This window comes from Chryseobacterium sp. FW101-FHT12H09, from assembly GCF_058790395.1.
The window spans coordinates 1,015,600-1,041,985 of sequence record NZ_JBYTCP010000001.1; the positions used below are offsets into that span (position 1 = coordinate 1,015,600).

The following is a 26,386-nucleotide window of genomic DNA, read 5'->3' on the forward strand; positions in this document are numbered from 1 at the left end:
TGGATTAAAAATGTTGCCGGATCACAATAATAAAACAATCCTATTTATGATTGATAAAATCGAAAAAATTGCAAATATCTTTTTTATTTTTTTGGGATACATAGGGATGGCTGCATTGGTCGTATTTCTTGTTTTTATAGAAAATCCAGTGAGGTATTTTTTCTATGCTTTATCTATAACAACATTCATACATTTTAAAAACTTTCGATACTTAAGAATTGACTTTAAAAAAGTTGGCGGAAATTTTCTCTTGACAATAAGTATTATCTATTTATCTTTAATTACCGTCTTATCCGTTTCCCCTTTTCTGACCATTCAGGAATTTAAAATATCACATTTTACATGGAAGCCTGTAGAGGCAAAAACAATTAAATCATCCTCCTTCTGGGATACCGGATACAAAAGAAGAGGAAATTCTTATGCTACCATCTATTATGAGTATCAGGCTGATGGAAAACGTTATAAAAATTCAGAACCTGAAGCCTTAAAAAAATATTATCCTATTTGGAACACAAGCAAGACCGATGATTTGATCATTGAGTTTTCAAAATCAGTTTCAGAAAAAATTAAAAATAAGGATTACATCATTTTCAAGAGCCCCAAACACCATGATAAAAGCCGATTATTTTTATCTACCGATATCATTTACTTTCAGGGATCACTACTTTATAATATGGCAACAAGTATGGCTGCAATAATACTTACTATTTTAGGACTTCTATCAATTATTCTTATCTTTTCAGGAAAAAGCCGCCAGAAATAGAAAAATCAAATCCATTGGAAGAGAAAAATTATCGTGAAAAGATTCTGAAAAAAATCAATCTGATAAAGAGGATATTTTTTATCTTAATGACTTTCTATATGGTGCTTATATTAGTAAGCATAGCTATTCTGTATTACTATAACTATATGATGAATGGAAATTATACTTTTATCTACATCATATTGTTCCCGCTAATCATTTTAGTAGCCTTAAGCACATTTTCCATTTCTTTTTTTAAGAGCTATGCGGAGGTTATTAAAATAATAAATGATGAAGACCTTGCTCAACTTGAAACAATGAATCAATCCCGTTCCTGGATAGAAAAATATCTTCCTTCGTTTATTATTTATTCAGGAAAGATCAGAGTATTTAAATTATTCAAGCAACCTGATTTTTATTTTAAAGATCTTAGTAAAATCTCTATTCGAACATTTTATAACAGAGGGGGTCAAAATCATCTTGTCATATTAAAAAAAATACAGGGTGGAAGCTATTTCTTTAGTATCAGTAATAGTTTTCTGCAACAAAAACATCTTATAGAAAAAGCAATGGAATACAATCCCAACATTATTGTCAATGAGAAATAATATCTATTAGTTATTTAGACTTTGAATATCATCAGCAGGATTTTTGGCTATGGATTGTAACTTTTTCACCAATTTTAGCTATTGCTCTTTTTTGTAATTTTGTTCAGTGAAAGGTAGAAAAGCAATGTATAAATGATATCCGTTTCTGATTATGAAAGAAAACAAATATGACAACTCATCTTTTTTTGAGCAATATAAAAAAATGCTACGCTCTCAGCAAGGACTGGAGGGTGCCGGTGAATGGTATGTTTTAAAGAATATGCTGCCTGATTTTACGGGTAAAAATGTACTCGATCTCGGTTGTGGTTTCGGCTGGCATTGTCGGTACGCGATGGAAAATGGAGCAAAATCTGTCGTTGGAATTGACCTTTCGGAAAAGATGCTTGAAAAAGCCCGAGAGATCAATATTATGGAGGGTATTGAATATGTAAGAAAAGCCCTCGAAGATGTTGAATATCCGGCTGAGAAGTTTGATGTAATATTAAGTTCTTTAACTTTCCATTATGTAGAATCATTTGATCGGATTACACAAAACATCTACCAATGGCTTAAACCCAAAGGTCAATTTGTATTTTCTGTTGAACACCCGGTTTTTACAGCTGAAGGAACACAGGATTGGGCTTATGGAACACATGGAGAGAAACAACATTGGCCGGTAGACAATTATTTTATTGAAGGAAAAAGAAACACCACATTTTTAGGCGAAAACGTTATAAAATACCATAGAACATTAACTACTTATTTGAATGCGCTATTAAAAAAGGGCTTCAAAATTAAAGAAGTTATCGAAGCAGAGCCTAGCGAAGAGATGCTCAAACAATTTTCAGAAATGAAAGATGAACTCCGCCGACCTATGATGTTGCTAATTTCAGTAGAGAAATAATACTATTATTTTAAAGATATAATTAAAAGCATTTTTTATTTTTAGAATTTTCTAAATCACAAAAACGATCATGTTCAAAAATACTCTTATTACACTTTTATTCTTTCTTTTAGTATTTAATAATGTAAAAAGTCAGGAAGTAAAAACAACAAAAGGTAACCATTTTGAATTGAAAATAGCTCCTCAACAAAAAGCAATACTCATTCTATTTCCATGTTATCCCTGTAACATCGAACATACTCAAACAGAGGCCGCTTTTTTAAAGGATATTGAAAAAGAAGGTATTAGTACTTTACTCTTAGATTATAACCAAAAACTTTATTTGACAGAAGCTGAGAAGAAAGAATACGTGGATGTATTAAATAAGATTTTTAAAGAAAACAGCATTAAAGAAGAGAATATTTTCATTGGTGGATTTTCCAGCGGTGGCAATGTAGCGATTCTATTATCCAGCTATATGATAAAAACAAAAAATCCAATACAGCCTAAAGGTCTTATCGTAGTTGATTCTCCTATAGACCTTGAAGAATTATATAAATCGGCTAAAAATGATATTAAAAAAAATAAAGATGCTGATGCTGTTGCAGAAGGTAAATTTTTAATCGATCTACTGGAAAAAGAAATAGGCACACCGCAGGAAAATATTGAAAAATATAAAAGCTTTTCACCCTATCTTGTTTCATCAAATTCTACAGATAATATTGCCTATTTAAAAAATATAAAAGTCAGATTGTATTGCGAACCAGATCTGGAATGGCAAATGAAAAATAAAGCCCGGAAGTACGAAGATCTAAATGCTTTTAAATTAGAAAAGGTTTATCATTCTTTACTTAACCTGGGAAACCATCAAGTAGAATTAATAAAAACAAAAGGCCGTGGGATAAGAGCCAATGGACAAAAACATCCACATTCCTGGAATATTGTAGAACGTGAAAATCTAATACAATGGATATTACGTACTTCTTAAAACTATATCAAAATAATCCCACTTTTATTCCGAACTTTGATGAAATAAAGCCTTCAATAATTTTAAATAATGAATACGATAACACTAAGACTAGAGAACGTAAAAAAACTTCAGGCAAAAAGGTGGGAAAATGAAGATCATTGGGATGCCATCAATGAACTTTTAATCAAAGAATTGGATGAAATTTTACTCATTGAGCCTCAAAACACTTCTGCTCTGATCAATATAGGTGCTATCTATTCTGATATGGGAGAAAATGAAACAGCAATACGGTATTTAAAGACTGCATTAGACTTAGGTTCCGAAGACAAAAACCTGTTTGTCAATCTTGCCATTGTTATGATCTATATGGAAAAACACCAGGAAGAATACCTTGAATATCTTGAAGAAGCAGAAGACAAAATAGAGCATCCACTTACTTTTAAGGCTTATTTTGATCCTCAATCCCATTAAATACCAGCCTGAAGGAATAAATACGGATGTCTAAAAATATTGAATTTATGGAGATACTTTTTGACCAATAAAAAAGCTAATTTTAACTCTGAAATTAAAGAAGCTACTTGTTTTAATAAATAATTCAGAATTCATGAAAAAATACATTGTCCCTTTCCTTCTTATGTGTTTTTCCTACACGCTATTTGCACAAGATCTATATACTCCAAGAAATATCAGAAAAGCCTATAAAAAAGAGACCCGCTCGCTTTCAGGAGCTCCGGGTTCACATTATTGGCAGAATAAAGGAATTTATAACATCCAGACGAAAGTGAATGTCATAAGCAAAGTAGTCTCTGGCAACGAAACGATTCAATATTCCAATAACAGCCCGGATACTTTAAAAGTTATCGCCATCCGATTTGTCAACAATCTGCACAAACCGGAAGCTCCCCGTTCCGGACTGGTCTCAAAAGATTTTCTAACATCAGGACTGGAGATTAAATCAATCCTCATCGATGGAATAAAATACGAAGTCAATAACGAAGAATGGGGAACCGTTAAAGACCTTAAACTTAAAACTCCATTGCTTCCCAAATCTCAGGCTTCCCTTCAGATAGAATGGCAATATCCCCTGTCTGTAGAGAGTGGAAGGGAGGGGCAAATTGATTCCAATACTTTGTATTGCGCTTATTCTTACCCACGTGTGTCTGTATATGATGATTATAATGGCTGGGATATTCTCCCACATATTAACCGACAGGAGTTTTATAATGATTTTAATGATTATACTTTTTCTATTACTGCTCCTAAAAATTATGTGGTATGGGCAACGGGAAACCTTCTCAATCCGGAAGAAGTTTTACAACCTGAAATATTAAAGAGATTCAAACAATCCATGACAAGTGATCAAGTTTTGCACGTCGCTGATTCCAAAGAAATGCAATCAGGAAGTGTTACCCAACAGAAAGACTGGAATACCTGGAAATTCAAAGCTGATCATATTACAGATTTTTGTTTTGCTCTTAGCAATCACTATGTATGGGATGCCTCCAGTGTTCCTTTAAAAACGAAACGGGTAAGTGTACAAACCGCCTATAAAACCGGAGCCAAAGATTTTGAGCAATATACAGACTGGATGAAATATGACATGGACTGGTTTTATAAAAACTGGCCGGGTATTGAATATCCTTACCCTGTAATGACCGCTTTTCAAGGTTTTGCAGATATGGAATACCCAATGATGGTCAATGATAGTAGTGTTCCCGATAACCTTATAGATTCCCGTTTGACATTGGACCATGAGGTAGCTCACACCTACTTTCCGTTCTATATGGGAATTAATGAAACCCGTTATGCTTTTATGGATGAAGGCTGGGCTTCCACTTTTGAATATTTGATCGGAATAAGTGAAAATGGTGAAGAAACGTCAAAAAAGATTTATCAGAAGTACAATGTAAAAAATTGGATCAATGATCCTTCGGCTGAGGAAGACCAACCAATTATCTCCATGAGTACACAATTGAGTGGAAACGCTTATGGAAATAACACCTATGGAAAAGCCTCACTTTCGTATTTGGCTCTGAAGGACTATCTTGGTGACACTCTGTTTAAAAAAGCGCTTCATCACTACATCAATGATTGGAATGGAAAACACCCTACTCCATGGGATTATTTTTATTCTATGAACACTGGTTCTGGAAAAAATCTGAACTGGTTCTGGAACAATTGGCTTTTCAGCAACCATTATATCGATTTGAAAATCACTACTGCGAAAAAATCTGGTAAGAAAGTTACTGTGATTATTGAGAACGAGGGTGGATTCGCTATTCCTTTTGATGTCATTATCTTAAATGAGGATGGTACCAACACAAGAACTCATTTTTCACCGGCAGTTTGGGAAAAAAACCAAAGACAAACGAAAGTAAATCTTGACTCGGTAAAAAAAATAAAATCCATCACACTTGACGGTGGAATTTTTATGGATTATAGTCCGGAAGATAATACAAAAAGCATTAATTAAATCTAACCTTCTTGAAACCGTTATGGAAATGGGAATGGAGCAGGGAATGATTGCAACTTTTGAAAAACCAGATGAATTACTGTCAACAATAAAAAAATAGATTGTACTTCAATCAAAATACCTTAATGGAGACTCTACAGTGATAAAGTCTCCATTTTTTATTAATCAATTTGAGAAAAAATAAAATTAACTACATTGTATTGCATAGTAATAGAAATAAATTATATCTTTGCATAACACAATATATAACTATGAACTCAAACAAAACTTTTTTATGGCTTACCCTACTCCTTTTATTCTTCTCTTGTATTGTTTTTGGACAAGGTTTGGAAAATAGGATCGATAGTTTAATTCTAAAAGAATTTAATGACCCTAAAGGTCCTGGTGGTGTATTCACGGTCACTCAAAAAGGTAAGAAAGTGTATCAAAAAGCTTTTGGTAAAGCAAATCTGGAACTTGATGTCAATTTAAACCCGGATAATGTATTTCAGATTGGTTCTATGACCAAACAGTTTACGGCAATAGCCATTCTGATCCTGGAGCAAGAAGGGAAACTTAATGTAAACGATCCTGTTTCTAAGTACATCAAAGATTATCCATCTGGAGACAAGATCACCCTACATCACTTACTGACCCATACTTCGGGAATCAAAGATTTTACTAAAATGAAATCCTTATCAGGCATTGCTCAAAAAGAAATGAAGCCCGAAATGATGGTTGATTTTTTTAAGAATGAGCCTGTTGATTTTGCTCCGGGAGAAAAATTTGAATATAACAATTCCGGATATGTAGTGTTAGGATATCTGATAGAATTAATTTCAGGAAATACATATGAAGATTTTATTCAAAAAAACATATTTGATAAAGCTGGAATGAGTCATTCTTATTATGCTTCAGATAGAAAAGTAATTCCGAAAAGGGCTTACGGATATCATAAAAAAGAATCTGGCTATGTTAACAAAACCATTATCAGTTTTAGTGTTCCTTTTTCTTCAGGTTCGTTAATGTCTACGGCAGATGATATGGTGAAATGGCAAAATGCTTTAAATAAAAACATTTTACTCAATTCCCAGGAAACCAAAAAAGCGTTTCAAAAATACCATTTGAATAATGGTGAAGAATTTACTTACGGTTACGGTTGGCATCTTAAGGATATCAACGGAATCGGTATCAGAGAACATGGAGGCAGTATTTTTGGATTCAAATCAATGGGTGTGCATATTCCATCTGAGGATATCTACGTAACTGGATTCAGCAATTGTGATTGCCATTCTCCGACAGAGGCTACAAGAAATATTGCTAAATTAGTTCTTGAAAATACAAAAAAATAAAAATTTATTAAAAACACTAAATATCAACATTTAAAAATCTTATCGTCATGTTACTAGCTATTTTACTTCCCTTTTTATCTTTCATCGTTCGTGGAAAAGTATTAACCGGAATTTTATGCCTTATCTTACAGATCACTTTGATCGGCTGGATTCCTGCAGCAATTTGGGCTGCTTTATCTTTGAACAATGAAAGAGCAGATAAACGAAATGAAAAACTGATTCGGGCAGTTAGACAAAATCAAAGGTAATGATCCTCAATAAAGTGAATTTTAATATTCAATTTTAAATTATACATCTCATCAAAACACATCTTACTCAGTCTTTCTCAAAGGCTAAATAAGATGTGTTTTGCTTTATTCATATTTTTTATCAATAAAATTTTGCTGAATAAATTCAAATCAATACATTTGCATAACCAGTTATATAATTAACTTTATAATAATGAATGTATTTAATAAAACAGGCAAAATGGCCTTAGGAAGCAGATTAAGAGTTTTAACGGCTAAAATGACTGAAGACGCGGCCAAGATCTATGAGTTGTATGGTGTAGAGTTTTCACCAAAATGGTTTCCTGTTTTTTTTATTCTTGCAGAAGAAGGTGAAAAAACAATTACAGAAATGGCAGATGAGATCGGACACTCCCAACCTTCTATTACAAAAATCGTGAAGGAAATGGTAAAGGCCGGTTTGGTTCAGAACCTGGCATCAGAAGATAAGCGCAGAAATGTTGTGGGATTGACGGATAAAGGAACACAACTTTCAAAAAAGATTAAAGTGCAATGTCAGGATATTGATGCAGCCGTTGAAAAATTACTGGATGAAGCAACACATAATCTTTGGGAAGCCATCGAAGAATGGGAACTTTTATTAGAAAAAAAGTCCTTATTAAAAAGAGTACAGGAGCAAAAAAAACAAAGAGAAAGTAAGGATGTAGAAATTGTAGAATATGCACCTGAACATCAGGCTGCTTTTAAAGCGTTGAATGAAGAATGGATTTCAACTTATTTTGAAATGGAGGAAGCCGACTATAAAGCTTTGGATCATCCTAAAGAATATATTCTGGATAAGGGAGGAAAGATATTTGTAGCACTATACAAAAATGAACCTATTGGTGTTTGTGCATTAATTAAAATGGATCATCCCGAATATGATTATGAAATGGCTAAAATGGCCGTTTCTCCCAAGGCTCAGGGAAAAAGTATAGGTTCACTTCTTGGTCAGGCTATCATTAATGCAGCGAAAGATCTTGGTGCTTCAAAAATATTTTTAGAAAGTAACACTATTCTGGAACCGGCTATTAATCTTTATTATAAGTTAGGCTTTGAAAAGATCTTTGGACAAACGTCTCCTTATAAACGTTGCAATATTCAGATGGAATTAGAGGTAACCAAAAAATAGATATCATCATGTACGAAAAAATACAGGAAAGTTTTGAGAAGCAGGGACTAATGAAAACATTAGGAGCTCAACTTCTAACAGTAGAAAAAGGACTCGTAAAAATAGTTTGTCCATTCTCTGAAGAGCTTAGCCAGCAACATGGATTTTTTCATGTCGGAGTAACAACCCAGTATTGCTGATAGCGCCTGTGGATATGCTGCTTTAACGCTGATGCCTGAAAATGCTGAAGTGCTGAGTGTAGAGTTTAAAATCAATTTACTAAAACCTGCAAACACTGATAAACTTATTGCAGTAGGCAAAGTTCTACAGTCAGGAAAAAAGCTCACCATTTGTGAAGGCTACATGTATGATCAAACAGAAGAAAGATTAATCGCTAAAATGACGGCAACCATGATTGCCATAGTACCATAACACCATTATTATGTTAGATTTTTATTCTATTAAAGATGACCAACCGACACCAAGTTATCCTGAAAAGCTAGATTTAAAATTTGTTGGCGATCTGGATGACATAACCTTTGGTAATTTGCAGAACAAAGGAATTATAGACAGAAAATTGGATTATTACTCTGATTTCAGATTGAGCCGTTCTGTTATACAATTAATCCGCCAAACAATCTCAGATAATAAACTGGAATCGGATACTGATGTTAAAAAAATAGTACTACTATTGGATCTTGCCGATAAGTATCACAGTGGATTAATAGCTTACGGAGATTAAAAATTACTCTCTTTTTTCACCCTTGGTCCTTCTTTCATAATAGAAGCATAGGATGAAGTAAATGCTGACAGGCTTTTGTATCCCACTTTAAAAGCAATTTCACTGAGTGTATATTGTTTTGTATCGATCAGTTCCACGCTTTTTAAAATCCTTATCAGTTGCCCATACTTCTGAAGTGTAATTCCCGTTTCTTCTTTGAATATCCTTTGTAAACTTCTTACCGACATTTTTGCTAAATCAGCCATATCATCGATGTTCAGGCTTTCCTGATAATGCGTGTTGATATAGTCACAGACCGGAATTAACCGATGGTCTTCAGGAACAGGAATTTCTAAAAACCGGCTTTCATTACAAAAATTAGGTAAGCTGTTTAGTAAAGCCTTTAGGAACAAGGTCTGTTCTTCATCTTCTTCTATTAACTTATTCCATTTTGAAGCATATAAAAGCATTTCCTTTAAAACCGGAGGTGCCGCAAAAACATGTACTTCTTTAAAAAAATCGGCTTTTAATATTGATTTAAAAAGAATGACCATCAGGTTTACAGTTTTTGCTTCAGATGTTGTTCGATGCTTTATTCCTGATGGAATCCAGATCACATGATTTTTAGGAACAAGATAGATCTTCTGTTCAATATGCAAATATTGATAACCTTCTTCCACATAGGTCAATTGAGCTCTTTCATGTATATGTTTATAGTCATCATGTTGCCAGCTCTTCTCATACCATACATACGCATCTTTTGAGATGGCATCATTATAGAAACCTCTATTCTCTTCTATCAGTCCACATTTCAATTTGGCGTTTTGCATATTGTTTTTGGCAAATTTAATAAAAACGACATTATTAATTTTGTATTTGAATATTAGACTTAAAAAATTATGAAAAAATTAAGCAAGATCATCTCTATCTTTTTACTGCTTATAATGACCCAATCTATGACTGCACAAGAACATAAAGCTAAGGTATTAGTTCTCTTCTATTCAGATAATGGCGGAACCTACGAATTGGCAAAAGAAATATCAAAAGGGATTGAAAGCAAAGGAAACGCACAGGCTGTCATCAAGCAGGTAAAAGCCTCTACCAATCCTAAACTTAAAGACATTCCTGTTGCATCTGTTGAAGAACTTACATCCTATGATGGGATTGCATTCGGATCTCCTATTTACTTTGGAAATATCAGTACAGGAATGAGTGAGTTTTTGTCAAAAACTGTTGGCCTATGGACCAACCATTCTTTAGAAGGGATGCCTGCTACTGTATTTATGTCTGCAGGAAGTGGAGCTGGAAAAGAACTAGCTATTCAGTCTTTTTGGAACAGCCTAGCCGTTCACGGAATGGTTTTGGTTTCTAATGGAATCCGTGGTGTTGAAAATGTTGATAAAAACACACCACAAGGAAACACTGTTCTTGGAGTAACAAGCCTTGCTTCCGTAAAAAATGTTGAGCGTCCGAGTGAAAGTGAACGTTATATAGCAAGGTTACAGGGTGAAAACTTTGCAAAAGTGGCGTTGGCTCTGAAAGGTACTTTTTCGAACAAGACAGCTGTCATCAATCCTGCTGTTGAAAAATCAGCAGATATTAACACTGTTCTGAAACAAAAGCAAATCATTCTTCCTCTAGTACCCAAGCCTGCAGGAAATTATCAGCCTTACGTACGTTCGGGAAATCTTATTTTTATCAATCAGGTAGCTTTAAAAGATGGCAAAATTATAAATCCGGGAAAACTGGGCCTGGCACTTACTGAAGAACAGGTAAAAGAGGCCACAAAAGTAACAATGCTGAATGTCCTGTCTGTTCTGAATGAAGCTGTAGGTGGGGATCTCAATCGTGTAAAACGATGTGTACAATTAACCGGAATTTTTAATACAAAAGATGATTACACAAAACATGCTGATCTGATGAATGTGGCTTCCAATTTAGCTGTAGACGTCTTTGGGGACAAAGGAAAACATGCCAGAGCCACTTTTGGAGCATCTTCAATTCCTGTCAACTCTTCTGTAGAAATTCAGGCTATCTTCGAAGTAGAATAGAAAATATTAATTAACTTAAACAAAAAAATCATGATCAAAGTATTCGTTGCAGGAGCTACCGGATGGGCAGGCTCTGAGCTAAGCAAAGGTATCTTTAAGCAGGAAGGAATGAAATTAGTTGGTGGCTTATCCCGATCCAATAACGGGAAAAATCTGGCTGAGATCCTTGATTTAGGAAATGAGGAGATTCCTGTATTTGACAGTATTGAAAAAGCACTTGATACTGTGGATTTCGATGTTCTGTTTGATTATACAAAACCCGATATTGCCAAGGCTAATATTCTGGCAGTTTTAAAAAGAGGTAAAAAAGTAATCGTGGGAACTTCCGGACTAACCAGTGAAGATTACGCAGAAATAGAAAAAGCAGCTCTTGAAAACAACACTTCCGTTTTGGCTGTAGGAAACTTTGCTATTACGGTCGTTCTTTTACAAAAATTTGCAGAAATTGCCGCTAAATACATCCCGAATTACGAAATCATTGATTATGCCCATGAGCTTAAAATTGATACTCCAAGTGGAACAGTAAGAGAATTGGCACATCGTCTTGCACAGGTTCAGAAGCCAACCGTTCACATTCCTACTGATCAATTAATTGGTGAAAAAGAAACAAGAGGTGCAGATATGGAGGGAGTTCATGTTCATTCTGTGCGACTTCCAGGGTATGTAATTGCTGTGGAAACTATTTTCGGATTAAAAGACGAAAGATTAACAATAAGACATGATTCCGGGACAAGTGCAGAACCATATGTAAAAGGAGGTTTACTGGCTATTGAAAAAATAGGAACATTTAAAGGTCTTCGTAGAGGTCTGGATACTGTGATGGATTTCTAAACTCCATTTCAAAATAAAATATACAATCAAGAGACTTATAAGTCTCTTTTTTCATTCAAAAAAACGGGAAATATTATCCATAATAATATTATATTTAACGTACAAAATTAAAATGTATACATGAAAAGGATCTCACAATTTTTACTTCTTTTGTCTTTCAGTATAGCTTATTCTCAAACTAATTTCAAAATGGATATCAGTGCTCCCATGTTTGAGAAGGATTCAATTTCAATTGCACCTTTAATGGGTATGGGAGATATCCATATGCTTTATAATCTTACCATACATCCTGATGAGAATGTGAGATTTATGAAAAGCTTTAGTGCTGCTTTTATTAAGATTCATGATCAAAATACAATAACAGGATATATAGAATATCCACAACCCATACTTTTCAGTTATTTCAATGCTATTGAAAATGGAGCCTATGGATCTGATGTTTTCTTTATTGAAAAAGGAGACTATACCATTAAAATAAATGATAAAAACCTGGATTTTACTTCTGGCTCAGAAACACCAACAAATGCAGAATATAAAAAATTAAAAAAACAGCTTGAATTAGCTGATAAAAAATTAAAACCATTTGAGGATAATGATGCTGGAGATATTGAATATAAACAGAAATTACTAAGAAACTATATTATTAAAAATCCCAATTCGTATGTAGCATTTTGGGAAATTGTAAGTGATTTTTCAAAGTATGGATTTAACAGAAGTTATATAGAGAATATGCCATTATTCTCTAAAAAGATAAAAGGAATATTCGGCTATAAAGAATTTGATAAAGTATTAAAATTAGAAAATTCTACGGGTGTAGGAGGAAACTTTCCTGACCTAAAGCTTAATTCTTCTGATAAAATAAACACTTCCAATTTCTCTGATTATAAACTTACATTAATTGATTATTGGGCAACCACCTGCAAACCCTGTATTAAAGACCTGCCAAAATTGGTCAATTTATATGAAACCTATAAAGGAAAGGGAATTCAATTTATAAGTGTTGCAGATGATACTGTAAAAGAAAGAATGGATCGGGCAAATAAAATTCTAAGTGAAAATAAAGTAACCTGGAAAAACTATTTTGATCTTAATAAAGAATTTATCACAAAGCTTCATGCTACAGGCTATCCATTACAAATCCTCGTGGATCAAAATGGAAAGATCATAGCCAGAAAATTTGGAGAGCTGGATCAAATTACAACAGAAATAGAAAAGTATATTCAATAATAAAAATGGCAGCTCTAAAGCTGTCATTTTTTTTTAAGCAAAAGCCCCTCTGGTGTTCTCCAAATACAAATGATCACAACGATCAGACACAGAATATTGGTAAATAAGGCAGCAATAAAAGCCTTCTGATAATCTATAAATAAAGGTTTTGTGCCAAGAAAATAATAGAATATACTTCCTATCAGAATTATCCCTAAGATGGCAGCAGATTGCTGAAACGTAACATATACCCCAGAAGCATTTCCTGCTAATTTTCCAGGAATCCCTGACAATGCAATATTAGCCAGCGAAGGAATAATAGAACCCACTCCCAATCCATGAATAAAAAGCAGTATGTAGAGTAACAAAAAGGAAGAGTGTTTAGAGAACAGATAACCCTGCGCTATCAAAACTGAAATAATTATTGTCAATCCAAAAATCAGAAATCTCTTTCCATACCTAAATATCAGTGTTGGTGAGACAATAGATGCTAAAATAAATCCCAGGCCCTGAAAAACAATAATTTCTCCTGAGTGCAGGGGACTGATCTTTAATCCATCCTGAAAGAAAAGGGACAGAATATAAAAGTAAGAATCTAGCATGATGAAGAAAAACGAAACAGCAATAATTCCTATATTAAAATTTCTAAATTCAAAAAGTTTAAGATCTATTAAATAGGATTTTGTCTGCTCCATTCTCGCTTTTTGATTTTTAATGAAAAAGAACAAAATAACAGTGGATGCACCGAGTAAAAGAATATTTTTCATTCTCTCATTATCATGTTCCATCATTGTAAGCGAATAGGTAAAGCAAAAAAGTCCGGTTGCTAATAAGAAAATACCCATAAAGTCGAAACTGCTTTCTAAACTATTCTTAGATTCGTCCAGAACTTTCCACCCTAAAAAGATGGCTAAGAGACAAATCGGAATATTGATCAGAAAAATAAGACGCCATGATTCTTCCATGAAAGTGAGTGATGAAAAATATCCTCCTAAAAACTGCCCGGATAATGTCCCAATACCTATGGTAATGCCATACCATCCCATTGCTTTGGTTCGATTTTCATGATCTGGGAAAAAAATCTGTATCATGGATAAGACCTGAGGAGACATCAATGCAGCACTAACCCCTTGTACAAATCTGGAGATCATAAGCAATACTGAATGGGAAGATAGTCCACATGCTATAGAGCTTATCATAAAAAAGAACAATCCAATTATAAATATCTTCTTTCTTCCATACAGATCTCCCAATCTCCCACCAGTAATCAGAAACGAAGCAAAACCAATGAGGTATGAAGCAATGATCAGCTGCATTTCTCCATTAGTCGCATTAATATCATTCTGAATAGAAGGAATGGAAACATTAATGATAAAAATATCCATAATAGTGAGCAATTGAGCAAAAAGGATCACTATTAATTTAAAAGTATTATTTTTCATTTTAGATAGATATATCTATTTTTTTAATTATAAAAAAATTAAGGCAATAAGCCTTGAATTATTTTTTTTGTCTGATCAAATGCATTTGTATTTTTATGAATTGTAGAAATCACAACAGCTCCTTCTAAAAGCAGACGTATATTAGCCGTTATCTCATCTGTATTTACAGATCCACCCTCCGCATTATACTGAATGACCAATTCCTTGATCATTGCCTGCTGTTTTTCTTTATGCTGCATAACAAAATCAGAAATCACAGGATTGCTATCCCCTATCTCAGCATTGATCTTAATAAAATGACATCCGGCAAATTTTGAAGAGGTCTGAAGCTTTTTACGATAGTCTATTAAAGCAAATATTTTATCTTTCGATGAAACAATTTTTAAAGAATGTTCTTCAAATCCACTGAACCACTTTAGTTCTTCTTTAATTAAATAAGCTTTTAAAAGTTCATTTTTAGATGAAAAGTGGTTGTATAATGAACCAATTGCGATATCTGCTTCAGCGATGATCTGATTAATTCCGGTTGAGTTAAAACCTTGCTTATAAAAGAGATCTGACGCAACTCTGATAATACGGTCTCTTACTTTCTCCTTTTGCATTCTAATAATTTTCACAAATCTACATAAAAAATAGATAAGTCTATCTATTTTTAAATATTAAATTTATAGGCAAAAAGAATATGAGAAGTACAGAGAATATAGCATCGCATATAAATCCCTTAAATATATTCATAATATATCATGACATATTTGTACCTTTAGTTACGGTAGTTAATTATCATTAATATTTTTATACAAAATTATGGCAGGAGAAATTTATTTCATAAAAACCAATCCAACTATTGCCAAGATTAATTTATATAAAAAACTTTGTGGCGAAGAAAACATCGTTCTCGGCTATCTGGATGAAGATCGAAAGACCAGTTTAGAGATCATTAAAACCAAAGTAAAAGAAAACATTGAAGATCTAACCCCAACAGAATTCTGTAGTATCTTTCGTTGGTTTCAAAGTGAATATAAAGATGAAAATCCAGGAGATAGTAATGGTGAAGAGGAAGTGATAAATCAACTATTCATTCATGGGATAGATCAGTTTTATGAAATCCCTACAGAGGATGTAAGGAGTTTCAACCAAATCATTTCCGACTATCAAAGGCATTCTAAAAATACTTTACACTATAAATTCAATGCAGATAATTTTAGTCAATTTTTAATCTATGGAATTTTTTTCACAGGACTTATGAATCAGTTGCATAATAAAGAAAGTGAAAATATTCAATTAATGGATTATTTAAAACCTGATTATAAAACATTGTATTCCTTTGCTGAAGATGAATTTAAAGCAACTCTTCAGGATGCAGAAAAAAAATCAATTCCCTATCGGGATATATTATATAATTATTTCAATGAATTGTATGATCTAACCAGGTTTTATAAAGGATGTATCATCAAACTCCAAAACTCTTAGGGAGATGGAATTCTCTCCCTTCATCGCATTTTGTAATGTTCCATTAAATATTGTAGGGCTTCTTTAACCGCACTTTCAGGGTCTTTAGGATTAAATCCCAGTTCGTTTCTAGCTTTAGAAATATCAAAATTTTGTTGTAAGCCTGAAAACATAGCTATATCTTTCCTTGTCAAAACAGGAGTTTTGTCATTTAATTTAGCAAAAAGCTCCATTATCCCAGTGATCGCGTACAATAAAAATTTAGGAACAGAAGAAGGCACTTTGAGTTTGAGTTGGGGAAAAAGCCGATCTGCCAGAATCGTTGTATCGGTTATGGTCATGCATTTTTCATTCGCCAGAATATACCGTTCTCCATTGCGTCCTTTTTGAGCTGCAAGGTAACAGCCTTCTGCTACATCTTTTACATCAATCCAATTCAGTGTTATCTTTGTATCAACCGGAATTTCTTTATTTAATATTAGTTTTAGAACTCCGTAGGAAACATTCAAAGGCAAAAAAGATTCACTTCCTATCATTGCAGAAGGCATAACAGAAACCAATTCTATCCCTAGTTTTTTAGCCAATTCAAATGCAAGCTTTTCACCATCATTCTTAGAATTGTAATACATATTTCTCCGATCAGGATTATATCCGTAATCTTCCCGGGTGGGTAATTTTGTATAATCCAGAGCTGCAATAGAACTTACATAAACAATTCTTTTAACACCCGCTTCAGCAGCAGCTTCAATAGTATTCTGGGTCCCCAACATATTAACATCATAGATTTCTTTTTTAGGATCTTTTGCCCATAATTTAAAAGCTGCGCCTACGGCATAAAAGGTCTCCACTCCCTGAAGTGCTTCTATAAATGAAACCTTATCGGTAATATCTGCTTCGATCACTTCGCAATCTAATCCTTCAAAGGGCTTTTTATTCTTACTATTTCTTACTGTCGCCCTTACTGGAATTCCATTTTTTAGCAAAAATCTTACTAAATTGTTGCCTAAATGTCCGTTAGCTCCTGAGACTAAGCTTAGATGTTCTTGTATCATTCTTCTTGATTTTTTAATGATACAAAGTTCAGCCTCCTTATTCCCTATTCACTTGACTTTTGTTAGTTAATTAATTTCCTGCGGATTCGACTTAGGCTTTCCGGTTTCATCCCTAAAAAAGACGCAATATATTGAACAGGGACATTTTGAACGATCTCAGGATAGTCTTCAATAAGCTTTAGATAGCGTTGCTCAGCACTTAATGCAGACAATTCTCGCGAACGATTTTCATTGTAAGCGATAGATTTTTGAAATACAGAAATACTAAAATCCTTCATTCCACTGCTTTTATCTGTTAGCCGGTCAAGGTTTTCCTTTGTAATCCGTAAAAGTTTACATGCAGTGATGCATTCAATATTTTCTTTTGATCGGGTTTGGTTGATAAAATGAAAGTAAGAGGTAAAAAAACCTGGTGGACAGTTGATATGAGTGGTAACTTCATTACCATCTTGGTTAAAATGAAATAGCCTTAAGTAACCTGAAACAATATAATATAAATACTGCGGAATCTTATCTTCTTCTTCAATGATTGTATTTTTAGAATAAATAACAGGTTCAAAATATTCCTCAATCATTGCCTTTTCATATGAACTGAAATGGTAAGCTGATTCTATGTATTTTAAAAGCTTTTTGTGCATATCCAATTTTACAAATATCATTTTATAAAACAAATTTAATTTAAATGTAGAAACTTCTACCATAAAATAAATTAATCGACTAAGTAGATATCCAATACTTTTTTTTGAATCCGTATGTAATACCTCTCTTAATTCAATTGTCTTAAGAATAAACTATCGCACATGACCCGAAAGATAATTGTTTTCTTATGTATTCTATCTTCTTCTTTTATTTTTGCACAAAGCATTGAAGGGATTATTACCGACAAGGAAAATAAACCAGCAGCAGAAACAGAGATACTTGTTACAAAAGATAATGAAAAATTTTCTGCAATTACGGATGAAAAAGGTGCGTTTAAAATTGCTCTTAAAAAGAATGGAAATTACTTACTGGAAATAATACAAGATGGTATAAAAACTGAAAGTGAAAAAATAAGTATTACAGGGAATCTGAAAAAAGACATTCAATTAAAAGGAGCGCCACCTACAGAACAGAAGATAGAAGGAGTAACCGTTACGGTAAAGAAAAAACTATTCGAAAGAAAAGTCGATCGGTTGGTTTTTAATGTTGAAAGTTCCGTGGCATCCCAGGGGATCGATGTTGTGGAAGCACTATCCAAGACTCCAATGGTCCGTGCTACGGATGATGCCATTACTATCGCAGGAAAAAGTAATGTTGCCATTATGGTCAACGACCGTCTTTTAAATTTATCCGGACAGGAGCTTATTAATTATCTAAAAACATTACGCTCTGATGATGTTGCTAAAATTGAAGTGATCACTACACCTCCAGCAAAGTATGAAGCAGAAGGCAAAAGCGGATTGATTAATATTGTTTTAAAGAAAAATACAAATTTAGGCTGGAATGGTTCTTTACAAACCTCTGGAAGCTACTATTATGGACGGCCCACAGTGAGTACAAGAAGTGGAGCCAGTTTTAATTATCAGGGAAATAAATTATCACTGACAGCCAATTTATCTGCAGGAGATAATTATTGGGAGAATAATGCTTACAATTATCTTACAGGAACTACCAATTCAAACTACTGGAACACCGATACAAAAAACTCAAATAATTACAAATACAAGGGTGGAAACCTTAAAGGTGAATATAAGATCAATGAAAAAAACCTTGTTGGGTTCAATTATAATTATTCCTTTAGTAATCCTTTAGAACAAGCTGAAAATTACACTTCTATTTTCAATGAAACAGGAAAACTAAACCTTTTCTCAGACAGTAAAAATAAAAACCATAGAAACGTTCACAATACCAATGCTTTTTATGATATAAAGCTCGATACTTCGGGGAGTAAGCTTAGTTTATCAGCCAATCTACTGATTAATAACTCGGATGCAAAAAATTTCTATAATACAGTTACCGACAATACAGTTTCAACTTTTACAAATCCTATAAGCAAATACCGAATTTACTCCGGACAGGCTGATTTAGAAAAAAGCTTCTCAAAAATAAAAACAGAATCCGGTTTAAAGTATACTACTATTAGAAACAATTCCGATTTTAATTTCTTTAATATCGAAAACGGTCAGTTTATAATCAATAAAGAAAGAACAAATACATTCAATTATAATGAGCAGAATTATGCTGCTTATGTTTCCACAAGTTTTAAAATTAATGATAAATGGGATGCCAAAGCAGGACTTCGCTACGAATACACCACTTTGGAAGGTGTATCATTAAATGATAATTCTTCGGCAAAGATCAAATACGGAAAGTTTTTTCCTACAGCTTATCTAAGCTATAAAGCCAATGAAAATAATACTTTCTCTTTAAATTATTCAAGAAGAATTACCCGTCCTTATTTTGGAAATTTAAATCCTTTCAAATATTATACTTCTGAATTTGAGTATAAGACCGGAAATCCTTATCTCCTTCCTTCATTTTCAGATAACTTCGAATTCGGATATGTTCTGAAAAATAATTTCAACGTTACATTATATTATAACTATAATAAAGACAATTGGGACAGAATTCAGGTAGTCCAGGACAATCTTAAATATAATATCGTAAAGAACTTTTATAATGAAGATCAGGCAGGAATTAATATCAGTTATAACTATAACAAATTAAAATGGCTGGAATCCAATGTTTTTGTAAACGGTTTTTATGCTAAATCGAAATCTTACCTTCCTGAAGCCGTAGCTGCAGCAGGAGGATTTGGAGGAAATCTAAATCTGGACAATAACTTCTTCTTAAACAAAGAGAAAACAGTCACATTGATGCTTGGGTTATGGAGCTATCTACCCAACAGAGATGGAAATACCGATTACTATGGGAATTCTTCTATTTATACCGGAGTAAAATTAAATCTTATGCAGAAAAATCTTATGATCAATTTGTATGTAAACGACCTATTAAATACCAATCGTGACAGAGGAATAGAATATTATCCTAATTATAATGTAGAGTATTATTCAAAAGGAATTACCCGGAATGTGTACCTTTCTGTAACCTATAAATTTGGAAATAATGATGTAAAAGGAGCTACGAAACAGGTAAATTTTGAAGAATCAAGCAGAGCAGGTGGAAATGGTGGTAATTAATAAAATTTCGGAGGTAATAGTTTATATTTTTTTTCTTTTCTATTTAAAAAAGAATATCCCACTCCACCCACAAAATAAGCCAATACATCAAAAACATCTCCAGTAAACCTGTTAGAAATTAAAGGACAAACTACTTCAAATAGAACCGATAAATATAAAGTCGATGTAATGATAAATTTTAAATTGGGTTTCCATTGGAAGCCCATTATTTTATTCATGATATACTGGATCAGATAGCAATACATCGGCATGGTCATTAGATCAGTAAAATAATCATTTATCCAGGGAATAATAATACCATTTCTTCGCAAAATAATAATGGTTAGCCAAAATAACAAACCCAGTAAAAACCAATTTGAAACCTTATATTCCTTAAGCATGTAAGATCGCCATAAGAATTCCTAAAATAACCTGCAGAACTTTAACTACAATCTCCTGAATATCTTTTTCATCTTTCTTTTCAACATCAGCTGCTTCGTAATCAAATTTTTGTTTCCCTTCCATTATATTTTGATTTCTATGATGCAAATATATAAAAATTAGAACAAATGTTCTAATTCTAAGAATAATAAGAAAATCTCCCTTATATTTGAATCATGAAAACCAAGGAAAAGATCATATCAACGGCGCTTCGTCTTTTTAATGAAAAGGGTTATAATAACATAACTACAAGACATATTGCTGCTGAACTAAATATTAGTCCTGGAAATCTGCATTATCATTTTAAACATTCTGAAGATATTATAAAAGTTATTTTTTCGGAACTAATACTTGAGATGGATAAAATGATGAATAACCTGAATGAAGCTGAAGTTAAAACCTTAGAAAGTCTTTTTGATTTCACCTTTCATACGTATGAAATATTCTACTCTTACCGTTTTATTTTTCTCAATTTTGTTGATATTTTAAAAAAGATCCCCCAAATAGAAGCTCAATATGAAAAGATCACAATGGGCAGAAAAAATGAATTTCAGACTATTTTTTCGGACTTCCAGAAAAACAAAGTTTTTCAGGAGAACCTTCCTGATTTTATTATAGAAAACCTTAGTACACAGATATTTATTATCGCCGATAATTGGGTTACCCATAATAGCATCACTTTAAAGCTGCCAAAAGACGAAGCAATAAAGCACTATAGCCTTATACAGATGAATTTATTTTATCCGCTACTGAATCCGGAACAGCAGGAATTATACAAATTAAATTACATAAATAAATAGTCAATGATAATTAGAAAAGGAATAATTTTCCCATATAGAATAATGATCAAAAAAAACTCCTAATTTCTATGTCAGATACGCAATCAGAATATAACGGATACAGGATCTCAGTTCCTTTAGAATTTGAGACCATATTCTCACACTTTTATTTCGCAGAAAACACTTCTGAAAGGGCTGTTACCAAAACACTATTACCTACCTATCAGACCATAATGCTATTTTGCTTTGGAGAGAGTGCTTCAATGATCACTAAGGAGAAAACAAAGATAACCGTTGATCAATGTATTGTCTTTGGTCCTATCAGACATTCTTTTGATTATACCCTACCATCTAAAACTTCTATTTTAGTCGCTAATTTTAAAGATGATGCTTTTTACCGTTTTTTTGGAAAAGCATGTATCTCATATCATACTGCAATGAATCCTGATGATCTTCTTTCAGAAAACTGTTTTACCAATTTATGGCATCAGATTTCAAAAATCACCTCTACGCAGCAACAGGTGGATCATATTCTTGAGTTTTGTAAACCCTATCTGCAAGACCGAGATAGTACAAGTCAGCTTTTAAGCAACTTTACTAATAAAAATTTGAATCCTATCAAAACCATTGCCGAGAAAACCAATCAAAGTGAGCGGAATATTCAACTAAAACAAAAAGAACAGTTTGGATATTCATCCAAAGAGATCAATCGTTACAATCGCTTTTCAAAAGCCATCCAGCTTATTGAAAAAGAAATAGCCAATCAAAATAAAGTAGAATGGTTTACCATTGTCGATGAATGCAATTATTATGATCAAAGCCAGCTGATTCATGATTTCAAACATTTTATTCACCTCTCGCCTTCACAATATCTGAAATTCCAACAGGATATCTGCAATCCGAAATCAGAATAAATAGACATTTCGTTTTCTTACAATTTTCACTTTATCTTCTCATCTACCTTTGTCATGTAACAATTAAAAAAAGTAGAAAAAATGAGGCATCTAATTATTTACGCACATCATAACGAAAACAGTTTAAACCATCATCTTTTACAAACCGTTATTGAAAGTCTGACCTCTCAAAATCATGAAATAGTAGTAAGAGACTTATATGCAATCAACTTTGATCCGGTTTTTTCTCTAAAAGACATCCAGGAACAAAGAAAGGGAAACCTAGCTGATGATATAAAACACGAACAGGAATTTATTACATGGGCAGAACATGTTACCTTTATTTATCCAATCTGGTGGACAGGAATGCCGGCTATTATGAAAGGCTATATCGACAGGGTTTTTAGCTATGGCTATGCTTACAGATATGATCAGGGAGTTCAAAAAGGTCTATTGGCTGGTAAGCAAACCATAATCATTAATACCCATGGTAAATCCCATGAAGAGTATGAGCGTATCGGAATGGATAAAGCACTTTCTCTTACTTCTGATAAGGGGATCTTCAGTTACTGTGGTTTTGAGATCAATCAACATTTCTTTTTCGACAAAGCTGATAAAGTAGCTTCTGAAGAGCTAGAAATCTGGAAAGAGCAGATCAGAAATACTTACTTAGAAATTCATAACGGAACCGAGAGCATTAGTCATCAGGAACTTGGAATGATCCAGCCATCCTGATCAGAAGACATCATAATTAAAGGCATATTTTACAACTATTAAGAAGCCTAACAAAGAAAATATTAAAAAAAATTTTATCTTTGTTACTCAGATGAAGCATTTAAATAACATATTACGCCTTCCTTTCTTTAGTACATATTATTACCCGATTAATAGTTCGGGAAGATCTTCTATATCTGTAATTCAATAAAAAATTATTCTTAAATATATAGAGCCCGAATAGAATTGTTCGGGCTTTTTCATGCAAAAAATTCAACAAAATGATCAACTTATTAAAAGAAAATGTAGAAATCATTCTACCTCAAAACGGTTTGGAACGGAAGTTAGAACAGGCCGAAGAAGAAAAAAGAAAACTCAGTATCAAGCTGGGTTTTGATCCCACAGCTCCGGATTTACATTTGGGACACGCTGTAGTGCTTAAAAAATTAAAACAATTTCAGGATCTCGGTCATCAGATCATCATTGTGGTTGGAAGTTTTACGGCAAGGATTGGTGACCCAACAGGAAAGAATAAAGCTCGAAAGCCCTTGAGTATCGACGATGTTACTCATAATTCGCAGACTTATATCAATCAGCTTTCAAAGATCATTAATATTGAAAAGACAAAAATTGTATTCAATTCTGATTGGTTAGATACTTTAAATTTCTCAGAAATCATCCAATTATTATCAAAAGTAACCATAGCACAATTGATGCACCGAAATGACTTTAATAAACGGTTTACAGAAAATAACCCGATTGCCATGCATGAACTGGTATACCCGATCTTACAGGGTTTTGATTCTGTAAAAATTGAATGCGATATTGAAATTGGTGGCACAGATCAGCTCTTCAATTGTACTATGGGAAGACAGTTACAGGAAATACATCAGCTGCCACCACAGATCGTTATGTGTATGCCTCTTTTAAAGGGACTTGATGGAAAGGAAAAAATGAGTAAATCTTTGAATAATTTTATCGGATTGACGGACGGGCCTAACGAGATGTTTGGAAAAACAATGTCTATTCCTGACACTTTGATCAATGAATTTATTGACCTTACAACCGATTTTTCAATTGCTGAAAAAAATGATCTGAAATCAGGAATCGAAAATGGACAAAACCCCATGAGTATAAAAAAACTCATCGCAAAAAATATTATTGCTCAATACCATGATCTCTTAATGGCAGAAAGTGCAGAAGAATTTTTCAGCAATCAGTTTCAGAATAAGAACTTTGAAGAAAAGATATTTGAACCAATTTTCATCAATACTTTAAAATCAAATGAAACTCAAATGATGTTGATTGATTTATGCCATCTGTTAAAGAATGATCAAAGTAAATCCTCGATACGAAGATTGATCGAAAATGGTGGAGTTCAAATCAACAGTGTAAAAATGATTAATCCTAATGCGGAGGTTGAAGTGGCCAAAGAAACAAAAATTAAAATTGGGAAAAGAGCTTTCTTCGAGCTATTATAAACATTTATTATGGGTACATTAGCTTAATTGAAAAAGGCTTTAAATACAATGAATTTAAAATTAGAATATAGAAAAGCACAGGAAAGTGATATGGATTTCTTACTCGATCTAAGAATGAAAACAATGACCGAACATCTTACTAGCTCAAACCTACCGATAACAAAAGAATCTGCAGTAAAAAGGATTCTTTATGAATTTGAAAAAGCTAATATTATTATTTTAAATGATGAGCCTATTGGTTTATTAAAAATAGACAGAAATAGCGATCATATAGAGGTTATGCAAATCCAGATCGATCCGGCACAACAAGGAAAGGGAATTGGAAGATCTATTTTAGAAGATATCATTCAGGAAGCTATAGAAGCCAGGAAACCTGTTTCATTAAGTGTTTTAAAAACCAATAAAGCACAAAAACTGTATGCCAATTTAGGTTTTAAAGTAATCAATGAGGATGAACATTCTTATATGATGAAATTTTCTGAATAAAAAAGTATGCTCTTCAGCATACTTTTTATTTATAGGTATAAGGTACCAGAACATCAATAAAATTATCCGTGGTATGAGGATCTCCAATTGCACGGAATTTCCAATCTCCATGATGTCGATAAGCTTCAGCAAAGACCATTGAACACATTCCATTCATACTGGAATCACCAGAAAGACTATACTTTGTGATTTCCTTTCCTCTGGCATCAACTGCTCTGATGAATGCATTTTCAATCATTCCAAAATGTTGCCTGTTCGCTCTTCCCTGATATATAGACACGACAAAAACAATTTTTTCATATCGCTGATCCAATTGATCCAGCTTTACAATGATCTGCTCATCATCACCGTCTCCTTCACCGGTTCTGTTATCTCCTGTTAACCAGATATGACCGGAAGGATGCCTCATAGAATTAAAATAGATCAAATCACCTTCATAAAGGACTACCTGTTTTCCAGTATGCCCCTGAAGTGTCCTTCCCATATTGGCAACTTTACCATTTTTATCCAAAAGAAAAGCGACAGCGTCCAGATCATATTCAGGTTCATTACTAAACAATCTTCCAAAAAAACCTCCTTGCTTACGAACATCCCAGCCTAATCCTATAGTTACCTGTGAAAGATCGTAAACACTTTCTCCACGATCATTTTTCCGTAGATCGATCGTCTGACCTTTTTGTAAATTAATCGCCATCGCTATTTAATGATTTGTCCTTTGTAGTATTTTTCCAAAAAGAAAGATAAGTCAGCTCTGTAACCAATTCCTGAAGCTTCAAATTTCCAGCTTCCATTACGCTTATACAATCTGCCAAACTCAATTCCTGTTTCAATTGAAAAATCTTCGTCTAATTCATATTTAGCAATTTCCTGATTACCAAAATTATCAATAATTCTTATATATGAGTTTCTTACCTGTCCGAAATTCTGTTTCCTTCTTTCAAAATCCTCAATGGTTACAACAAAAAGTATTTCTTCTACTCTTTCATCTACTTTTTCCAGATCAATAACAATAGATTCATCATCGTCCCCATCGCTATTCTTACCACTAGGATCATCACCAGTATGCGTTAAAGCACCATCAGGAGAATTCAGATTATTATAAAAAACAAAATAATCTTCACTTACCAGTTTTCTCTCAGAATCAATCATAATTGCGGAAGCATCAAGATCAAAATCATATCCCTTCCCGTCATTAGGATCCCAACCCAGACCAATGGTCATTTTTGTAAGTCCTAAATCTATTCTTTGTCCTTTCTGTAGGTTAATTGCCATAATAATTTCTTATTTAATCTAAGATAAATTCGATTTCCGAATTATCC

General features: G+C 33.2%; 31 protein-coding genes. 22 read left to right on the forward strand and 9 right to left on the reverse strand.

The genetic code is table 11. The features are described 5' to 3' along the window. The first annotated feature begins 46 nt into the window (after positions 1-46). The 12 genes from AC3WRL_RS04615 (at position 47) to AC3WRL_RS04670 (ending at position 9,105) form a co-directional block, all read left to right on the forward strand. Positions 47-763, forward strand: a complete 717-nt coding sequence (locus AC3WRL_RS04615) for a hypothetical protein (RefSeq protein WP_492329820.1) — start codon at positions 47-49, stop codon at positions 761-763. A 98-nt stretch (positions 764-861) separates the two neighbouring features. Further along, positions 862-1,350, forward strand: a complete 489-nt coding sequence (locus AC3WRL_RS04620) for a hypothetical protein (RefSeq protein WP_214832809.1) — start codon at positions 862-864, stop codon at positions 1,348-1,350. A 202-nt stretch (positions 1,351-1,552) separates the two neighbouring features. Continuing rightward, the gene (locus AC3WRL_RS04625) at positions 1,553-2,233 is read left to right on the forward strand and encodes a class I SAM-dependent methyltransferase (protein ID WP_492329821.1); all 681 of its coding nucleotides are present in this window, start codon (positions 1,553-1,555) and stop codon (positions 2,231-2,233) included. 70 nt (positions 2,234-2,303) lie between these two features. Then, on the forward strand, positions 2,304-3,200 hold the full coding sequence (locus AC3WRL_RS04630) for an alpha/beta hydrolase family protein (protein WP_492329822.1): 897 nt from the start codon (positions 2,304-2,306) through the stop codon (positions 3,198-3,200). A 69-nt stretch (positions 3,201-3,269) separates the two neighbouring features. Continuing rightward, positions 3,270-3,653 carry a tetratricopeptide repeat protein gene (locus AC3WRL_RS04635; protein WP_214832814.1) on the forward strand — a complete coding sequence of 128 codons (384 nt, stop codon included), beginning with the start codon at positions 3,270-3,272 and terminating at the stop codon, positions 3,651-3,653. Positions 3,654-3,786: 133 nt separating this feature from the next. Then, positions 3,787-5,655, forward strand: coding sequence for a M1 family metallopeptidase (locus AC3WRL_RS04640; protein WP_492329823.1), 1,869 nt, complete (start codon positions 3,787-3,789; stop codon positions 5,653-5,655). A gap of 251 nt (positions 5,656-5,906) precedes the next feature. Continuing rightward, positions 5,907-6,986: a serine hydrolase domain-containing protein gene (locus AC3WRL_RS04645; RefSeq protein WP_492329824.1), complete on the forward strand. Its 1,080-nt coding sequence runs from the start codon at positions 5,907-5,909 to the stop codon at positions 6,984-6,986. A gap of 47 nt (positions 6,987-7,033) precedes the next feature. After that, on the forward strand, positions 7,034-7,234 hold the full coding sequence (locus AC3WRL_RS04650; protein ID WP_214832818.1) for a YqaE/Pmp3 family membrane protein: 201 nt from the start codon (positions 7,034-7,036) through the stop codon (positions 7,232-7,234). Between the two features lie 193 nt (positions 7,235-7,427). Next, complete coding sequence (locus tag AC3WRL_RS04655) at positions 7,428-8,384, forward strand: bifunctional helix-turn-helix transcriptional regulator/GNAT family N-acetyltransferase (protein WP_214832821.1); 957 nt, start codon at positions 7,428-7,430, stop codon at positions 8,382-8,384. An 8-nt stretch (positions 8,385-8,392) separates the two neighbouring features. After that, a complete protein-coding gene (locus AC3WRL_RS04660; protein WP_214832822.1) occupies positions 8,393-8,563 on the forward strand; it encodes a hypothetical protein in 171 nt (56 codons plus the stop codon). Positions 8,564-8,612: 49 nt separating this feature from the next. Then, positions 8,613-8,795, forward strand: a complete 183-nt coding sequence (locus AC3WRL_RS04665) for a PaaI family thioesterase (protein WP_492329825.1) — start codon at positions 8,613-8,615, stop codon at positions 8,793-8,795. 10 nt (positions 8,796-8,805) lie between these two features. Next, the gene (locus AC3WRL_RS04670) at positions 8,806-9,105 is read left to right on the forward strand and encodes a hypothetical protein (RefSeq protein ID WP_214832826.1); all 300 of its coding nucleotides are present in this window, start codon (positions 8,806-8,808) and stop codon (positions 9,103-9,105) included. Here the strand turns inward: AC3WRL_RS04670 and AC3WRL_RS04675 are convergent. After that, on the reverse strand, positions 9,102-9,914 hold the full coding sequence (locus AC3WRL_RS04675; RefSeq protein WP_492329826.1) for a helix-turn-helix domain-containing protein: 813 nt from the start codon (positions 9,912-9,914) through the stop codon (positions 9,102-9,104). The two genes, AC3WRL_RS04670 and AC3WRL_RS04675, sit on opposite strands and share 4 nt — an antisense overlap. A 69-nt stretch (positions 9,915-9,983) precedes the next feature. Here AC3WRL_RS04675 and AC3WRL_RS04680 point away from each other — a divergent pair, with 69 nt between their 5' ends. From AC3WRL_RS04680 to AC3WRL_RS04690, 3 genes are all read left to right on the forward strand, one after another. Further along, positions 9,984-11,135 (forward strand): Atu1372/SO_1960 family protein, encoded by a 1,152-nt coding sequence (locus AC3WRL_RS04680; protein ID WP_492329827.1) that lies wholly within the window; start codon positions 9,984-9,986, stop codon positions 11,133-11,135. A gap of 30 nt (positions 11,136-11,165) precedes the next feature. Further along, positions 11,166-11,966, forward strand: a complete 801-nt coding sequence (gene dapB / locus AC3WRL_RS04685) for a 4-hydroxy-tetrahydrodipicolinate reductase (RefSeq protein ID WP_492329828.1) — start codon at positions 11,166-11,168, stop codon at positions 11,964-11,966. Between the two features lie 120 nt (positions 11,967-12,086). Continuing rightward, on the forward strand, positions 12,087-13,193 hold the full coding sequence (locus AC3WRL_RS04690; RefSeq protein WP_261511126.1) for a TlpA family protein disulfide reductase: 1,107 nt from the start codon (positions 12,087-12,089) through the stop codon (positions 13,191-13,193). 23 nt (positions 13,194-13,216) lie between these two features. On the opposite strand, the gene AC3WRL_RS04695 is transcribed toward AC3WRL_RS04690, so the two are convergent. Together AC3WRL_RS04695 and AC3WRL_RS04700 are read right to left on the reverse strand one after the other, a co-directional pair. Continuing rightward, the gene (locus tag AC3WRL_RS04695; protein WP_492329829.1) at positions 13,217-14,614 is read right to left on the reverse strand and encodes an MFS transporter; all 1,398 of its coding nucleotides are present in this window, start codon (positions 14,612-14,614) and stop codon (positions 13,217-13,219) included. Positions 14,615-14,652: 38 nt separating this feature from the next. After that, positions 14,653-15,216: a TetR/AcrR family transcriptional regulator gene (locus tag AC3WRL_RS04700; protein ID WP_261511124.1), complete on the reverse strand. Its 564-nt coding sequence runs from the start codon at positions 15,214-15,216 to the stop codon at positions 14,653-14,655. A gap of 202 nt (positions 15,217-15,418) precedes the next feature. Here AC3WRL_RS04700 and AC3WRL_RS04705 point away from each other — a divergent pair, with 202 nt between their 5' ends. Beyond that, positions 15,419-16,084, forward strand: coding sequence for a hypothetical protein (locus AC3WRL_RS04705; protein ID WP_214832840.1), 666 nt, complete (start codon positions 15,419-15,421; stop codon positions 16,082-16,084). 20 nt (positions 16,085-16,104) lie between these two features. Here AC3WRL_RS04705 and AC3WRL_RS04710 read toward each other — a convergent pair whose 3' ends face one another. After that, on the reverse strand, positions 16,105-17,115 hold the full coding sequence (locus tag AC3WRL_RS04710; protein WP_492329830.1) for an NAD-dependent epimerase/dehydratase family protein: 1,011 nt from the start codon (positions 17,113-17,115) through the stop codon (positions 16,105-16,107). Positions 17,116-17,177: 62 nt separating this feature from the next. Beyond that, on the reverse strand, positions 17,178-17,774 hold the full coding sequence (locus tag AC3WRL_RS04715) for a Crp/Fnr family transcriptional regulator (protein ID WP_492329831.1): 597 nt from the start codon (positions 17,772-17,774) through the stop codon (positions 17,178-17,180). A gap of 141 nt (positions 17,775-17,915) precedes the next feature. Here AC3WRL_RS04715 and AC3WRL_RS04720 point away from each other — a divergent pair, with 141 nt between their 5' ends. Further along, positions 17,916-20,294, forward strand: a complete 2,379-nt coding sequence (locus AC3WRL_RS04720) for an outer membrane beta-barrel family protein (protein WP_492329832.1) — start codon at positions 17,916-17,918, stop codon at positions 20,292-20,294. Here the strand turns inward: AC3WRL_RS04720 and AC3WRL_RS04725 are convergent. Together AC3WRL_RS04725 and AC3WRL_RS04730 are read right to left on the reverse strand one after the other, a co-directional pair. Next, on the reverse strand, positions 20,291-20,674 hold the full coding sequence (locus AC3WRL_RS04725; protein WP_492329833.1) for a hypothetical protein: 384 nt from the start codon (positions 20,672-20,674) through the stop codon (positions 20,291-20,293). The genes AC3WRL_RS04720 and AC3WRL_RS04725 overlap by 4 nt on opposite strands. Next, positions 20,667-20,798, reverse strand: a complete 132-nt coding sequence (locus tag AC3WRL_RS04730) for a hypothetical protein (RefSeq protein WP_285439799.1) — start codon at positions 20,796-20,798, stop codon at positions 20,667-20,669. The genes AC3WRL_RS04725 and AC3WRL_RS04730 overlap by 8 nt, the downstream gene beginning before the upstream one ends. Before the next feature lie 92 nt (positions 20,799-20,890). Between AC3WRL_RS04730 and AC3WRL_RS04735 the strand changes: the two genes are divergently transcribed. The 5 genes from AC3WRL_RS04735 (at position 20,891) to AC3WRL_RS04755 (ending at position 25,067) form a co-directional block, all read left to right on the forward strand. Further along, positions 20,891-21,514, forward strand: coding sequence for a TetR/AcrR family transcriptional regulator (locus tag AC3WRL_RS04735; protein ID WP_261511119.1), 624 nt, complete (start codon positions 20,891-20,893; stop codon positions 21,512-21,514). A gap of 68 nt (positions 21,515-21,582) precedes the next feature. Beyond that, entirely contained in the window at positions 21,583-22,407 is an 825-nt protein-coding gene (locus AC3WRL_RS04740; RefSeq protein WP_214832850.1) for a helix-turn-helix domain-containing protein, read from the forward strand. Between the two features lie 81 nt (positions 22,408-22,488). Beyond that, positions 22,489-23,121, forward strand: coding sequence for an NAD(P)H-dependent oxidoreductase (locus AC3WRL_RS04745; RefSeq protein WP_492329834.1), 633 nt, complete (start codon positions 22,489-22,491; stop codon positions 23,119-23,121). 260 nt (positions 23,122-23,381) lie between these two features. Then, entirely contained in the window at positions 23,382-24,581 is a 1,200-nt protein-coding gene (gene tyrS / locus AC3WRL_RS04750) for a tyrosine--tRNA ligase (RefSeq protein ID WP_492329835.1), read from the forward strand. Between the two features lie 48 nt (positions 24,582-24,629). After that, complete coding sequence (locus AC3WRL_RS04755) at positions 24,630-25,067, forward strand: GNAT family N-acetyltransferase (protein ID WP_492329836.1); 438 nt, start codon at positions 24,630-24,632, stop codon at positions 25,065-25,067. Between the two features lie 25 nt (positions 25,068-25,092). Here the strand turns inward: AC3WRL_RS04755 and AC3WRL_RS04760 are convergent, their stop codons facing one another. Beyond that, entirely contained in the window at positions 25,093-25,761 is a 669-nt protein-coding gene (locus AC3WRL_RS04760; protein ID WP_492329837.1) for a TerD family protein, read from the reverse strand. A 2-nt stretch (positions 25,762-25,763) separates the two neighbouring features. Beyond that, positions 25,764-26,339 carry a TerD family protein gene (locus AC3WRL_RS04765; protein WP_214832860.1) on the reverse strand — a complete coding sequence of 192 codons (576 nt, stop codon included), beginning with the start codon at positions 26,337-26,339 and terminating at the stop codon, positions 25,764-25,766. Between the last annotated feature and the right edge of the window lie 47 nt (positions 26,340-26,386).

Coding starts and splice junctions, on each gene's coding strand:
- AC3WRL_RS04615 (WP_492329820.1), top strand. CDS start 47: ATGATTGATAAAATCGAAAAAATTGCAAATATCTTTTTTATTTTTTTG.
- AC3WRL_RS04620 (WP_214832809.1), top strand. CDS start 862: ATGGTGCTTATATTAGTAAGCATAGCTATTCTGTATTACTATAACTAT.
- AC3WRL_RS04625 (WP_492329821.1), top strand. CDS start 1,553: ATGCTACGCTCTCAGCAAGGACTGGAGGGTGCCGGTGAATGGTATGTT.
- AC3WRL_RS04630 (WP_492329822.1), top strand. CDS start 2,304: ATGTTCAAAAATACTCTTATTACACTTTTATTCTTTCTTTTAGTATTT.
- AC3WRL_RS04635 (WP_214832814.1), top strand. CDS start 3,270: ATGAATACGATAACACTAAGACTAGAGAACGTAAAAAAACTTCAGGCA.
- AC3WRL_RS04640 (WP_492329823.1), top strand. CDS start 3,787: ATGAAAAAATACATTGTCCCTTTCCTTCTTATGTGTTTTTCCTACACG.
- AC3WRL_RS04645 (WP_492329824.1), top strand. CDS start 5,907: ATGAACTCAAACAAAACTTTTTTATGGCTTACCCTACTCCTTTTATTC.
- AC3WRL_RS04650 (WP_214832818.1), top strand. CDS start 7,034: ATGTTACTAGCTATTTTACTTCCCTTTTTATCTTTCATCGTTCGTGGA.
- AC3WRL_RS04655 (WP_214832821.1), top strand. CDS start 7,428: ATGAATGTATTTAATAAAACAGGCAAAATGGCCTTAGGAAGCAGATTA.
- AC3WRL_RS04660 (WP_214832822.1), top strand. CDS start 8,393: ATGTACGAAAAAATACAGGAAAGTTTTGAGAAGCAGGGACTAATGAAA.
- AC3WRL_RS04670 (WP_214832826.1), top strand. CDS start 8,806: ATGTTAGATTTTTATTCTATTAAAGATGACCAACCGACACCAAGTTAT.
- AC3WRL_RS04675 (WP_492329826.1), bottom strand. CDS start 9,914: ATGCAAAACGCCAAATTGAAATGTGGACTGATAGAAGAGAATAGAGGT.
- AC3WRL_RS04680 (WP_492329827.1), top strand. CDS start 9,984: ATGAAAAAATTAAGCAAGATCATCTCTATCTTTTTACTGCTTATAATG.
- dapB (WP_492329828.1), top strand. CDS start 11,166: ATGATCAAAGTATTCGTTGCAGGAGCTACCGGATGGGCAGGCTCTGAG.
- AC3WRL_RS04690 (WP_261511126.1), top strand. CDS start 12,087: ATGAAAAGGATCTCACAATTTTTACTTCTTTTGTCTTTCAGTATAGCT.
- AC3WRL_RS04695 (WP_492329829.1), bottom strand. CDS start 14,614: ATGAAAAATAATACTTTTAAATTAATAGTGATCCTTTTTGCTCAATTG.
- AC3WRL_RS04700 (WP_261511124.1), bottom strand. CDS start 15,216: ATGCAAAAGGAGAAAGTAAGAGACCGTATTATCAGAGTTGCGTCAGAT.
- AC3WRL_RS04705 (WP_214832840.1), top strand. CDS start 15,419: ATGGCAGGAGAAATTTATTTCATAAAAACCAATCCAACTATTGCCAAG.
- AC3WRL_RS04710 (WP_492329830.1), bottom strand. CDS start 17,115: ATGATACAAGAACATCTAAGCTTAGTCTCAGGAGCTAACGGACATTTA.
- AC3WRL_RS04715 (WP_492329831.1), bottom strand. CDS start 17,774: ATGATATTTGTAAAATTGGATATGCACAAAAAGCTTTTAAAATACATA.
- AC3WRL_RS04720 (WP_492329832.1), top strand. CDS start 17,916: ATGACCCGAAAGATAATTGTTTTCTTATGTATTCTATCTTCTTCTTTT.
- AC3WRL_RS04725 (WP_492329833.1), bottom strand. CDS start 20,674: ATGCTTAAGGAATATAAGGTTTCAAATTGGTTTTTACTGGGTTTGTTA.
- AC3WRL_RS04730 (WP_285439799.1), bottom strand. CDS start 20,798: ATGGAAGGGAAACAAAAATTTGATTACGAAGCAGCTGATGTTGAAAAG.
- AC3WRL_RS04735 (WP_261511119.1), top strand. CDS start 20,891: ATGAAAACCAAGGAAAAGATCATATCAACGGCGCTTCGTCTTTTTAAT.
- AC3WRL_RS04740 (WP_214832850.1), top strand. CDS start 21,583: ATGTCAGATACGCAATCAGAATATAACGGATACAGGATCTCAGTTCCT.
- AC3WRL_RS04745 (WP_492329834.1), top strand. CDS start 22,489: ATGAGGCATCTAATTATTTACGCACATCATAACGAAAACAGTTTAAAC.
- tyrS (WP_492329835.1), top strand. CDS start 23,382: ATGATCAACTTATTAAAAGAAAATGTAGAAATCATTCTACCTCAAAAC.
- AC3WRL_RS04755 (WP_492329836.1), top strand. CDS start 24,630: ATGAATTTAAAATTAGAATATAGAAAAGCACAGGAAAGTGATATGGAT.
- AC3WRL_RS04760 (WP_492329837.1), bottom strand. CDS start 25,761: ATGGCGATTAATTTACAAAAAGGTCAGACGATCGATCTACGGAAAAAT.
- AC3WRL_RS04765 (WP_214832860.1), bottom strand. CDS start 26,339: ATGGCAATTAACCTACAGAAAGGACAAAGAATAGATTTAGGACTTACA.